Consider the following 11053-nt stretch of genomic DNA (forward strand, 5'->3'; position numbering starts at 1 on the left):
CCTGCGGCCCGAGGGCAGGCAGGGCCCGATCGTGCGGACGCTGGAGTCGTACCGGACGTACTACAAGCAGTGGAGCGAGGTCTGGGAGGCCCAAGCCCTGCTTCGTGCCCGCCCGGTCGCGGGCGACGCGGATCTCGGGGCGCGGTTCATCGAGATGATCGACCCGGTGCGTTACCCGGAGGGGGGCCTGGATGCCGCCCAGGTAAGGGAAATCCGGCGCATCAAGGCCAGAGTGGACACCGAACGCCTCCCGCGCGGCGCCGACCCGACGACCCACACGAAGCTGGGCCGCGGCGGCCTTGCCGACGTCGAGTGGACCCTGCAGCTGATCCAGTTGCGGCACGCGCACGCCCACCCGGCGCTGCGCACGCCGTCCACAATGGAAGGACTGACCGCCGCCGAGGCGGCGGGCCTGATCACCCCGGCGGACACCGCCGCCCTCCGTGAGGCCTGGCTGCTGGCGACCCAGGTCCGCAACGCGGCCACCCTGGTTCGCGGCAAACAGACCGACCAGGTCCCCACCATGGGCCGTGAACTGGCCGCCGTCGCCGCAGCCCTCGGCCATCCCCCGGACACCGACGCGGGCGCCTTCCTCGACTCCTACCGACGCACCACCCGACGTGCCCGCGCGGTGATCGAGCACGTTTTCTACGACGACTGAGGCGCCCGTCACGACCACGGTCCGACTGTCGGGGGTGGACCGTGGAGTCGAGGCATGACCTGGAAGATCCGCATCCGCCGGTGCTGCTGTCCTCGAGGAATTCGGGTTCGACCCGGCCAAGCTGTCCGACTAGGAGTGCGGCGCCCGGGGGCGCCGCACGTCCGTCAAGCCATGACTTCGTCGACCTCGACTTCGACGACAGCCTCCGCGGCCGCGCGGCGCAGCAGCTCGCCCGCCAGGGCGGGGGACTGCAGGTCGTCGGGGCCGTACACCGGGACGTCGAGGCCCGCCTGCGCTTCGCGGACCGCGAGGGGCGACGCGGTCAGCAGGCCGCTCACCGCCAGGACCGGGTGGTTCGCCGCCCGCAGGCGCTGCACGCCGTAGAGGGCGCCGGAGGAGTCGGCCGCGGCGAACAGCACGCCGTCGGTGATGCGGCGGATCTCCGGGCGTTCGAGGAGCTGCGCGGTCTCCGGCTGCAGCAGACCGTCGGCGATCTCCAGGACGATCGCGTCGACGCCGCGGGCCATGAGGTGGCCGTGGAGCAGCAGCGAACTCGCCACCAGCCGGTCCAGCGGGATGCGGAACGTGGTGGACATCCCCGCGTCGGTGAAGTCGAGGGCGGCTACGGCACCCGAGTCCCGGAACAGCCACGGGTCGCCGCCCGCCGCGGTGCCGGTGACCTTGGCCGCGCCGACCCGCAGACCCGAGCGGGACAGGCCGTGGACCAGGGACGCGACGGTCGTCGTCTTGCCCGAGTTCATCGAGGTGCCGACGACGATGAACGTCGGCGGCTTGCGCAGCGCGAGCAGCGGCGGCGCGCCCAGGCTCAGGTCGGACACGTTGAGCACCCGGCCCGAGTGGTCGCCGACGAGGCCGAGCGGGCGCACGGTCGTCGGCGCGCTGACCGCGGCGTTGCGGCTGCGGACCTTGCCCAGCACACCGCCCGCCGCGACCAGGTCGCAGGCGCCCAGGTCGTCGGGCAGCTCGGCTTCGAAGTGATCGGGGGCGTACCGCGCGCCGTAGGCGACGAGGATTTCGTCGCCAACGTAGAGCTTGGCCTTGCGGCCGTCGGTCAGCTCCAGCAGCGTGTGGTAGCCGAGCTTGGTGACCTCGGCAAGCACGAGATCACCGTGTTTTGGCTGATCATCGCCTTGATGGACGAGGGTCAGCGGCGCGTCGCGATCGAGATTTCGCACCGAGTAGGCCGCCTTGAGGCGATCGACGCGTGCGGGATCAAGGGATGCGAACATGGCGGTTCCTCGTCGATAGCGTGGAGGCGCCCGATCGAGAGCCGATCGGACGTTATTGCGCGGCAGCGTAAGGCCTGCTTACCGCGCAAGGGAATCCCACACGAGATCTCGATTCGGGAAACACTCTTGTCACCGGGACTACATCCCAGGTCGCCATCAATCTTCCACCCTTTCGGGTGGTGCCCACAAGACGCGAAACGGGGCGGCGGCCGGGGTTTCCCCACGACCGCCGCCCCGCGTCAGGACGGAATCAGCCGATCACACGTCGTAGTACATGCCGAACTCGTACGGGTGCGGGCGCAGGCGCAGCGGGTCGATCTCGTGCTCGCGCTTGAAGGCGATCCAGGTCTCGATCACGTCCGGGGTGAACACGCCACCTTCGAGCAGGTAGTCGTGGTCGGCCTCGAGCGCGTCGAGCACCTCGCCCAGCGACGCGGGGACCTGCTGGACCTCCTTGGCCTCCTCCGGGGGAAGCTCGTAGAGGTCCTTGTCGATCGGGGCCGGGGGCTCGATCTTGTTCTTCACGCCGTCGAGACCGGCCATGACCATGGCCGCGAAGGCCAGGTACGGGTTGCCGGACGAGTCCGGGCAGCGGAACTCGACGCGCTTGGCCTTGGCGTTGTTGCCCGTGATCGGGATACGCACGCAGGCCGAGCGGTTGCGCTGGGAGTAGACAAGACTGACCGGGGCCTCGTAGCCGGGCACCAGGCGGTGGTAGGAGTTCACCGTGGGGTTGGTGAACGCCAGCAGCGACGGGGCGTGGGCCAGGATGCCGCCGATGTAGTGGCGGGCGGTGTCGGACAGGCCCGCGTAGCCGGACTCGTCGTAGAACAGCGGCTCGCCGTCCTTCCACAGCGACTGGTGGGTGTGCATACCCGAGCCGTTGTCGCCGAAGAGGGGCTTCGGCATGAAGGTGGCCGACTTGTTGGCCTCCCACGCCGTGTTCTTGATCAGGTACTTGAACAACTGCAGGTCGTCCGCGGCGTGCAGCAGCGTGTTGAACCGGTAGTTGATCTCAGACTGGCCCGCGGTGCCGACCTCGTGGTGCGCGCGCTCGACGGTGAAGCCACCGTCCTGCATGTTCAGCACCATCTTGTCGCGCAGGTCGGCGAAGTGGTCGACCGGCGGCACGGGGAAGTAGCCGCCCTTGAAGCGGGTCTTGTAGCCCTTGTTGTTGCCGCCCTCTTCGGCGCCGCTGTTCCACCAGCCCTCGACCGAGTCGATCTCGTGGAACGAGCCGTTCTCCGTGTAGTCGAAGCGGATCGAGTCGAAGATGTAGAACTCCGCCTCGGCGCCGAAGAACGCGGTGTCGGCGATGCCGGACTCGGTGATGTACTGCTCCGCCTTGCGCGCGATGTTGCGCGGGTCGCGGGAGTACGCCTCCTTGGTGAACGGGTCGTGCACGAAGAAGTTGAGGATCAGCGTCTTCTCCGCGCGGAACGGGTCCAGGCGCGCCGTGTACGGGTCGGGCAGCAGCAGCATGTCCGACTCGTGGATCGACTGGAAACCGCGCACCGACGAACCGTCGAACGCGAGGCCCTCGGTGAAGGCGTCCTCGTCGAACGAGGACGCGGGGACGGTGAAGTGCTGCATCACGCCGGGCAGGTCGCAGAACCGCACATCGACGAACTTCACTTCTTCTTCTGCGATGAAGCGCAGGACCTCGTCGGGAGAGTTGAACACGCTCGTTGACTCCTTCGTATTCTCCGCCGGTCCAATCCCGGCACATCGCGCGAGCGGGCAACCGTCCCTGCCTGCGATCACGGCCGCAGTGCCGTGCCCGCTCTGCGTGATGACGCTAAGAGGGTGGTGTTGCCCGACCATCACCGAGATGTTTCGCCGATGTTAACGACGGCCGGTTTTGCTTAAGAGGATGCCAGGAGCGGGCACGGATGGCACTTCGTCCTACGCTGGTGGGGTGAGCAGATGGACTGGTTCGTGGTTGTCCGGCCCAAGCGCGGCCATCGCGCCCACCGACGGTGAGATCCGGTGGCGAGGCGATCGGCTCGGCCTGCCCGAGAAGGGCTCGGGCTCGGTCGCCTCGCCCGCGATCCGGCTGGGCGCGCTGATGATCGATCTGGTCTTGGCCTCGCTGGTCACGTCGCTGTTCGTACGCAGGGACTTCGACGACCCGGCGACGATGTGGACCTTCAACCTGTGGGCCATGGGGGTGTGGTTCGTGATCTCCGCCGTCGGGGTGTCGCTGGCCGGGTTCACCCCGGGCAAGGCCATCCTGGGGATGCGGGTGGTGCGGATGGATGGGACGGCGCTCGTGGGGCCGTCGCGGGGGATCGCTCGGACGGCATTGGTGGGTGTGATCCTGCCCGCAGCCATCAACGACAAGGACGGTCGAGGGTTGCACGACCGGCTTCTCGGGACGCTGGTTCTCCGTACCCGGTGACTCGCCGTGGCGGCGCCTGTTCGGGTGGTGCGACCTGTCAGGGGTGTTCGCCCAGGTGAACGGCATCGGCCACGTGGGAGAAGCCGACCTGTCGGTAGACCTTTTCGGCGCCGTCGTCGCCTGGGGTGAGCCAGGCCAGGGTGACTCCCGCGCGTTCGGCGGCTGTGCGCACGGCGTATGCGGTGACCAGGGTGGCCAGGCCCTTGCGGCGGTGTTCTTCCGCGGTGGCGATGCCGGCGATCTCGGTCACCCCGTCGGCGACCCCGGTCCACGATGCCACCGCGACGGGCTTGCCGTCCAAGCGGGCGAGAACTGACCCGCCGTCTTCCACCGGGCCGGGCTCACCACTGACACCCGGCTCACCTGGTGCGCCGAACGCGACATGGGCGACGGCGTTGGCGGCGGTCGCGTCGCCCGCGGTGGTGACGCGTTGGATGGTCACCCCGTGGGGGATCTCGGGAACGGTCACGTCGGCCGGGTCGACGGTCATGAGCGGTATCCGGGCGGTCACCATCAGGCCCGCGGCGATCAGGAGGTCGGACGCGCCGGGGCAGGCCTGTTCGATGAGTTCGAACCGGAGCAGGCCGGGCGGGAAGGCGGCCCGGAGGACCTCCACACTCCCGGCGAGGTCGGTCACCCGCTTGCCGGGCTCAGTCGCCACGGCGTAGGACGCCATCGGGTGGCCGCCCTCGGTGAGCATTCCGGTGAACGGGCCTGCCGGGATCACGGTCTTCGAACGCGCAAGCCCGTTGCGTTGGGCGGTGGCGATTCGGACGGCCAGGAGGTCAGGTTCAAGCACGCACGGACGGTAGTCCGCAGCTGACAACGCCGCCCCCGATTTATGTGATCGGGGGCGGCGTCAAAGCTTCAGCGGCGGCGGAGGGTTCGCTGCACGCTGCGCATCTTGGCGCCGGGGGGCATGGGGCCCTTCGGCATGGCCGCGCCGCGGCCGGCGATGGCGGCGAGGCGCTTCTCGACGCCGTCCATCTCCGCGGGGCGCAGGTTGTTGGGCAGCTTCATCAGGTGTCGCTGCAGGTTGCGCAGCTGCACCTGGCCCTCTTCGTTGCCGACGATCACGTCGTAGATCGGCGTGTCGCCGACGATGCGGGCGATGCGCTTCTTCTCCTGGGCGAGCAGGTTCTTCACCCGGTGCGGCGCGCCCTCGGCGACGAGGATGACGCCGGGCCTGCCGATCACCCGGTGGACCGCGTCGAGCTGCGTGGTGCCCGCGACGGTCGGGGTGACCCGCCAGCGGCCGCGCAGGTTCTCCAGCGCCCACGCCGCGGCGCCGGGCTGGCCGTCCGCCTTCGAGTAGACGTTCTTCTGGACCCGCCGACCGAAGATGATCACGGCGGCCAGCGCGCCGAGGGCGATGCCCACCGGCAGCAGGAACCACTCGATCCCGAGCAGCAGCCCGATGCCGAAAACGACGCCGGTCACCACCAGGAGGGCGCCCAGCATCCAGGGGATGAGGGCCTTGTCCTCCTTGCGCTGCATGTTGAACGCCTGGAAGAGCTGTCCGCGCTTCGCCTTGGACGCTGCCTTGCGCGCCTTCTTGGCTTCCTTGGCGGCCGCCTTGTCCTGCTTGTCAGCCATAACCACAGGATACGGTGCGTGGTCCCGCGTCCGTCGGGTGCGCTCTCTGTCAGGATGGTCGACATGGCCGGCGCCCCTGATCCGCTCGCCGGGCTCGACCCGGACCAGCTCGCCGCGGTGACCGCCCCGCGCGGGCCCGTGTGCGTCCTCGCGGGCGCCGGGACCGGCAAGACCCGCACCATCGTCAGCCGCATCGCCCACCTCATCCACGCCGGGCACGTCAGCGCCGGGCAGGTCCTCGCGGTCACGTTCACCGCCCGGGCGGCGGGGGAGATGCGCACCCGGCTGCGCGCACTCGACATCCACGCCGCGCAGGCCCGGACGTTCCACGCCGCCGCCCTGCGTCAGCTGCGCTACTTCTGGCCCCGCGTCGTCGGCGGCGAGCAGTGGGAGCTGATCGACGGCAAGCTGCGGCTGGTCGGGCAGGTCGCGAACAAGCTCGGCCTGGGCTCGGAGCGGGAAACCCTGCGCGACCTGGCGAGCGAGATCGAGTGGGCCAAGGCGTCGCTGATCGCGCCCGCGGACTACCCGGCGGCCGTGGCGCGCTTCCACCGCGAGACACCGGCGCCCGCGGAGAAGGTCGCCGAGGTCTACACCGGTTATGAGGCGCTGAAGAACCGCGCCCACCAACTCGACTTCGACGACCTGTTGCTGCACACCGCCGCCGCCCTGGAGGAGCACTCGGCGGTGGCCGAGGAGTTCCGCGACCGCTACCGCTGTTTCGTGGTCGACGAATATCAGGACGTCACCCCGCTCCAGCAGCGCGTTCTCGACGCGTGGCTGGGCCGCCGCGACGACCTCACCGTCGTCGGCGACGCGAACCAGACGATCTACTCCTTCGCCGGCGCCTCGGCCCGGCCGCTGCTCGACTTCACCCGCCGCTTCCCTGAGGCGACAGTCGTGCGCCTAGAGCGCGACTATCGCTCAACACCGGAAGTGGTGTCTCTGGCGAACCGTGTCATCTCCGCCGCGCGCGACCGGCCCGCCGGGTCGCGGCTGCGGCTGATCGGCCAGCGCAAACCCGGGCCCGACCCGGTGTTCGTCGAGTACGACGACGAGCCCGCCGAGGCGACCGCCGTCGCGGGGCGGATCAAGGACCTCATCGAGCAGGGGGTCGCGCTCAGCGAGATCGCGGTGCTCTTCCGGGTCAACGCGCAGTCGGAGGTCTACGAGCAGGCGCTGACCGAACTGGGCATCCCGTACCTGGTGCGCGGCGGTGAGCGGTTCTTCAACCGTCAGGAGATCCGGCAGGCGACGGCCGCGCTGCGCACGGTGGCGGTGCAGGCGCCGACCGGTGAGCTGCCGAAACTCGTGCGGGCCCTGCTCGAACCGCTCGGCCTCACCGCCGACCCGCCCGGCGGCGGCGCGGCGCGCGAGCGGTGGGAGTCGCTGCTGGCGTTGGTCGAACTCGCCGAGGAACTCGCCGCGACGGTCGCCGACGCCGACCTCGCGCGCTACGTCCACGAACTCGATCTTCGCGCGCAGGCTCAGCACCCGCCGACCGTGGAGGGCGTGACGCTGGCGTCGCTGCACTCGGCCAAGGGACTGGAATGGGACGCGGTGTTCCTGGTCGGCCTGGTCGACGGCACGCTGCCGATCCAGCACGCCGACGGCAACGAGGCGCAGATCGAGGAGGAGCGCAGGCTTCTCTATGTGGGGGTCACCCGGGCCCGTGAGCACCTGTCGCTGACGTGGGCGCTCGCGCGCGCCGAGGGGGGCAAGCGCTACCGCAGGCGCAGCCGCTTCCTCTATGGCCTGATCCCGGAGAACCACCCGACCGCCCGCGTCGCCGCCTCCGCGACCCGCAAGCGCGATCGCGGGATGCCGATGATCAGGCACTGCCGGGTCTGCGGCGACGAGCTCGCGGGCACGATGGCGTTCAAGCTCGGCCGGTGCGAGACGTGTCCGGTCGATCTCGACCACGGGCTGCTAGAACGGCTGCGGCAGTGGCGGCTGGAGCGCTCCAAGGCGCTCCGCGTGCCCGTCTACGTCATTTTCACCGATGCCACACTTCTGGCGATCGCCGAACAGCGTCCGGCGGATCGTGCCGCGCTCGTGTCGATTTCCGGCGTGGGGGCGGTCAAGCTGGACAAATTCGGGCAAGAGGTGCTCTCAGTGGTCGCTGACGCCACTCGATCGAGCGGTACGTGACCGGGGTCACACGAAGTTCTGGAAAATCGGTTGCGGGGCCTCCCGCAACCTGAATAACCTGCAATTGCGGGCCACGAAGTGGCCCGAAGATTCGGACCTAGGACAGACGGAGGAGGTGGCCATCGTGAGGATCTTCATGACGAACGCGAACCCAGGCTACTTCCTGTCCCTGGGTAGTTCTGTGTCGCCGTCCTGGGGGCCGGCGCGCGAAGCGATTCACGCCCAGCGTGAGCGCCTCGCCGTGTGCACCGCTGCCACCGCCGGCAGCAAGCACGCCCGCACTCTCGATGTCGACGTTCCGACCAATCCGTCCGCCACCTCGGGTGGGGTGACTTGACCCAACGTCAAGTAACCCCAGGCTCCCGAGGCCGCGGACTCCGATACCGGAATCCGCGGCCTTTTTCTTTGCCCTACACCGGCTTCACCAAGCCACCAGACTGAAATCAGGAGATTTCAAGCCATGAGTACCGCCACTGTTCCGCTCACCGGCGGAGCATTCACCGACCTTCTCGGACCTCCCGGTTCCGGCGTCAGCGAGCTGCTGGACGCGGCTCCGTCGGCCGGACTGGACCTTCCTTGCCGGTCCGCCGACAACCCCGACCTGTGGTTCGGCGACACCCCCAACGAGCTCGAGCGCGCCAAGCTGCTCTGCGGCGACTGCCCGGTGCGCGCGGCCTGCCTGGCCTCGGCGCTCGCCCGGCACGAGCCGTGGGGCGTCTGGGGTGGGGAGATCTTCGAGCGCGGCGCTGTGATCGCGCGCAAGCGGCCCCGTGGCCGCCCGCGCAAGGAAGACGTCGCACGAGAGGCCGCCGAGCGCGCGGCCCACACCCAGGATGAGGTTGCCGCATGAACGCCCAGCTCAAAGACCCCATGTACACGTTCAAGCCTGAAGGACCCACGCAAATGTTGATCTATGAAAATCTCGCTCGTTCTCGAACGCGAGAGGCGGAACAGGTCGCGTACACCCATCGCCTGGCCCGCCGTATGCACACCGCCAAGCGCTGGGAACGAGTCTCGAAGTGGGCGGCCGACCGCGCCCACCGAGTCACTTCCTCGCTCTAGGCCCTAACCGAACGGATGCCCGTCACCGCGACCGCGGTGGCGGGCATCCGCCGTTTCAGTCCTCGGGGACCGCGAGTTCGAGCTCGCCAAGCCGGTCCCGTTCGGCGATCACGTCGATCTCGGTGATCTTGCCGTCGGTGATCGTGAACGTGAGCACCAGGCGCAGCCTGCCGCGAGGCGCCATCGCGAGTCCGACGCAGCCGTCGATCAGGGCCGTCCCGGTGAACTGGGCGCGACCGGTCGCGGCCATCGCGCCCTTCGCCACGGTGTCCGCGCCGCGAATCACGATCGGTTCGGCGGAGGGCACGACCGCGCGGTCGGCCCGCAGCACCACGTCCGGGTGCAGCAGCGTGACCAGCGCGTCGAAGTCCCCGCCGCGGGTGGCGGCCAGGAACGCGTCGACGACCCGCCGCCGCAACGCCAAGTCGGCGGCGGGGGCGGGGGTGGTGCCCTTGACCCGGCGGCGGGCGCGGCTGGCGAGTTGCCGCACCGCGGCGGGAGACCGCTCGATCATCGGGGCGATGTCGTCGAACGGCACGGCGAACAGATCGTGCAGGACGAACGCGAGCCGCTCGGCGGGCGCCAGCGTGTCGAGCACGACGAGCAGCGCCAGCCCGACCGAGTCGGCCAGCTCCGACTCCCGCTCGGGTTCACCCCCGGCGTCCGCACTGGCGACCGGGTCGGAGAGCAGCGTCTCGAACGGGTCCTCGCGCCGCGTTTCGCGTGAGCGCAGCAGATTGAGGCACACTCGGGCCACCACCGTGGTCAGCCAGCCGGTCAGGTTCTCCACGTCGCCGGTGTCGGCGCGGTCGGCGCGCAGCCAGGTCTCCTGGACGGCGTCCTCGGCCTCGCTGAGCGAACCGAGCATCCGGTAGGCCACCGCCCGCAGGTGAGGCCGGTCTTGCTCGAATCGCTCGGTCAGGTCGTTCATCGGTCACATGATCTCCCGAGGATGCTCCGGCGTATACGCCGGGGAGGAATCGGGCGCAGGAGCCCGCCAAGGCCGGAGCGTGCCGTGGCCTGCCGGATCTCACCGGTGTCTCGCCGATTTGTCGGTGGTGCTCGTTAAGTTGATCGGCATGTCCCGGTTCCGACTTCAGCCGACCCCCGCTCAGGAGCGCGCCTTGCGGGACCACTGTGGGCATGCCCGGTTTGTGTGGAATCTTGCGGTGGAGCAGCACGCGCACTGGCGGTCGGGTCGCAAGGCGGCGCCGGGATACACCGAGCAGTGCCGTCAGTTGACGCTGGCGCGGGCGGCGTACCCGTGGTTGGCTGCCGGTTCGGTGGTTGTGCAGCAGCAGGCGTTGCGGGATTTCGCCCAGGCGAAGGCAAACTTCTTCGACAGAACGCACCGGCGACCGACCTGGCGCAGGCGCGGGCGGGGCGAGGGCTTCCGGGTCGTGGCTGTCAATCCGGACGATGTGCGCCGGGTGTCCCGCAAGGTCGGCGAGGTGAAGGTGCCCAAGATCGGGTGGGTGCGGTTCCGGTGGTCGCGGGCGGTGGCTGACGGTGTGAAGTCCTACCGGATCACCCGAGATCGGGCGGGCCGCTGGCATGTGGCGTTCCCCGTCGTGCCCGAGCCCATCAGTGGACCGGGCACAGGTGCGGCGGTGGGCGTCGACCGAGGTGTCGTGGTGTCGGTGGCGTTGTCCACCGGGGAACTGCTGTCCGTGCCCACGTTGCGGGGAACAGAGAGAGCGCGCCTGCTGCGGCTGCAACGCAAGCTCGCCCGGGCGCAGCGCGGCTCCAATCGGCGCGGCAAGGTCAAGGCGGCGATCGCGAGGCTCAAGGCGCGCGAAAGCGACCGGCGCGAGGTTGTCAAATTTTCTGTGTAAGCAGGGCGACTTCGTTTCCTTGTTGTGATCTTGCGTCTTGGCTACGTTCCGTGCTCGTCGGCTAGAGAGACAGTCGGTCTCCGAAGCGGGTCGCGAA

At 69.4% G+C, this 11053-nt stretch carries 10 protein-coding genes and 1 pseudogene; 6 read left to right on the forward strand and 5 right to left on the reverse strand.

The genetic code is table 11. The features are described 5' to 3' along the window. A pseudogene (locus ACRDSQ_RS31400) lies at positions 1-661 on the forward strand (bifunctional [glutamine synthetase] adenylyltransferase/[glutamine synthetase]-adenylyl-L-tyrosine phosphorylase); the annotation flags it as partial. 164 nt (positions 662-825) lie between these two features. Here the strand turns inward: ACRDSQ_RS31400 and ACRDSQ_RS31405 are convergent. Together ACRDSQ_RS31405 and glnA are read right to left on the reverse strand one after the other, a co-directional pair. Beyond that, on the reverse strand, positions 826-1911 hold the full coding sequence (locus ACRDSQ_RS31405) for a DUF1611 domain-containing protein (protein ID WP_431426127.1): 1086 nt from the start codon (positions 1909-1911) through the stop codon (positions 826-828). 258 nt (positions 1912-2169) lie between these two features. After that, entirely contained in the window at positions 2170-3594 is a 1425-nt protein-coding gene (glnA, locus tag ACRDSQ_RS31410) for a type I glutamate--ammonia ligase (RefSeq protein WP_431426129.1), read from the reverse strand. Positions 3595-3829: 235 nt separating this feature from the next. On the opposite strand from glnA, the gene ACRDSQ_RS31415 reads away from it, so the two are divergent. Further along, on the forward strand, positions 3830-4312 hold the full coding sequence (locus tag ACRDSQ_RS31415) for an RDD family protein (protein WP_431426131.1): 483 nt from the start codon (positions 3830-3832) through the stop codon (positions 4310-4312). Positions 4313-4349: 37 nt separating this feature from the next. On the opposite strand, the gene ACRDSQ_RS31420 is transcribed toward ACRDSQ_RS31415, so the two are convergent. After that, positions 4350-5111 (reverse strand): GNAT family N-acetyltransferase, encoded by a 762-nt coding sequence (locus ACRDSQ_RS31420; RefSeq protein WP_431426133.1) that lies wholly within the window; start codon positions 5109-5111, stop codon positions 4350-4352. Positions 5112-5179: 68 nt separating this feature from the next. Continuing rightward, positions 5180-5908, reverse strand: coding sequence for a DUF4191 domain-containing protein (locus ACRDSQ_RS31425; protein ID WP_431426135.1), 729 nt, complete (start codon positions 5906-5908; stop codon positions 5180-5182). A 63-nt stretch (positions 5909-5971) separates the two neighbouring features. On the opposite strand from ACRDSQ_RS31425, the gene ACRDSQ_RS31430 reads away from it, so the two are divergent. From ACRDSQ_RS31430 to ACRDSQ_RS31440, 3 genes are all read left to right on the forward strand, one after another. After that, a complete protein-coding gene (locus tag ACRDSQ_RS31430) occupies positions 5972-8059 on the forward strand; it encodes an ATP-dependent DNA helicase UvrD2 (RefSeq protein ID WP_431426137.1) in 2088 nt (695 codons plus the stop codon). A gap of 124 nt (positions 8060-8183) precedes the next feature. Next, positions 8184-8396, forward strand: a complete 213-nt coding sequence (locus ACRDSQ_RS31435) for a hypothetical protein (protein ID WP_431426139.1) — start codon at positions 8184-8186, stop codon at positions 8394-8396. A 123-nt stretch (positions 8397-8519) separates the two neighbouring features. Then, positions 8520-8909, forward strand: coding sequence for a WhiB family transcriptional regulator (locus tag ACRDSQ_RS31440; protein ID WP_431426141.1), 390 nt, complete (start codon positions 8520-8522; stop codon positions 8907-8909). Positions 8910-9176: 267 nt separating this feature from the next. Here ACRDSQ_RS31440 and ACRDSQ_RS31445 read toward each other — a convergent pair whose 3' ends face one another. After that, a complete protein-coding gene (locus ACRDSQ_RS31445) occupies positions 9177-10052 on the reverse strand; it encodes a sigma-70 family RNA polymerase sigma factor (RefSeq protein ID WP_431426143.1) in 876 nt (291 codons plus the stop codon). A 148-nt stretch (positions 10053-10200) separates the two neighbouring features. On the opposite strand from ACRDSQ_RS31445, the gene ACRDSQ_RS31450 reads away from it, so the two are divergent. Further along, positions 10201-10956 (forward strand): RNA-guided endonuclease InsQ/TnpB family protein, encoded by a 756-nt coding sequence (locus ACRDSQ_RS31450; protein WP_431426145.1) that lies wholly within the window; start codon positions 10201-10203, stop codon positions 10954-10956. Positions 10957-11053: the final 97 nt, after the last annotated feature.

The sequence above is a fragment of the Actinokineospora sp. genome (assembly GCF_050699995.1).
Taxonomy (GTDB): Bacteria; Actinomycetota; Actinomycetes; order Mycobacteriales; family Pseudonocardiaceae; genus Actinokineospora.